The sequence below is a fragment of the Pseudogemmobacter sonorensis genome (assembly GCF_042762395.1).
Taxonomy (GTDB): domain Bacteria; phylum Pseudomonadota; class Alphaproteobacteria; order Rhodobacterales; family Rhodobacteraceae; genus Pseudogemmobacter; species Pseudogemmobacter sonorensis.
The window spans coordinates 1-671 of sequence record NZ_JBEFZE010000098.1 but is presented as its reverse complement, the minus strand read 5'-3'; the positions used below and the strand labels follow the sequence as shown (position 1 = coordinate 671).

General features: G+C 65.9%; 1 pseudogene. It reads left to right on the top strand.

Features of this window, described 5'->3' with window-relative positions:
* Positions 1–671: pseudogene (locus tag ABNX41_RS21920) on the top strand (transposase); the annotation flags it as partial.

Below are 671 nucleotides of genomic sequence, written 5' to 3'. Positions count from 1 at the left end.
CGTCAACGAACTGGACTTGCAAGGCCTCGGGTTCGCGCGTTTCGCGCCAGCGCGGACGGGCCGTCCCGGCGATCATCCCGCGGTGCTGCTGAAGCTGTTCATCTATGACCAGTTGAACCGCATCCCCTCGAGCCGCCGTCTCGAAGGCGAGGCCGGGCGTAATGTGGAGCTGATGTGGCTGACGGGTCGGCTCGCCCCCGACCACAAGACCATTGCCGACTTCCGGCGCGACAACGGGCCGGGCATCTGCCGGGCTTGCGCGCAATTCGTCGAGCTTTGCCGCCGGATCGGTGTCCTGAAGGAAGCCTGCGTCGCGGTCGGTGGTAGCAGGTTCAAGGCGGTCAACAATCGCGACCGCAACTTCACCAAGAGCAAGATCGCCAGCCGCCTGGCCCATCTCGAGGCCGGTGTCGAGCATTATCGAAGAGATGGTCCGCATCGACCGGCTGGAGGAGGGCGAAGCGCGGGCCGAGCGGGTCGTACATCTGGCCCGCCGCTACGGTAGCATCCGCCAGGAGATAGCTCGTCTGAAAGCGATGGACGTTGCACTGACAGAAGCGCCGGATGGCCCGATCTCGCTGACCGATCCGGATGCGCGCGCCATGGCGACGCGCGCCCGCAACAGCGGCATGGTCGGCCACAACGTCCAGAGCGCCGTCGATACAGAGACC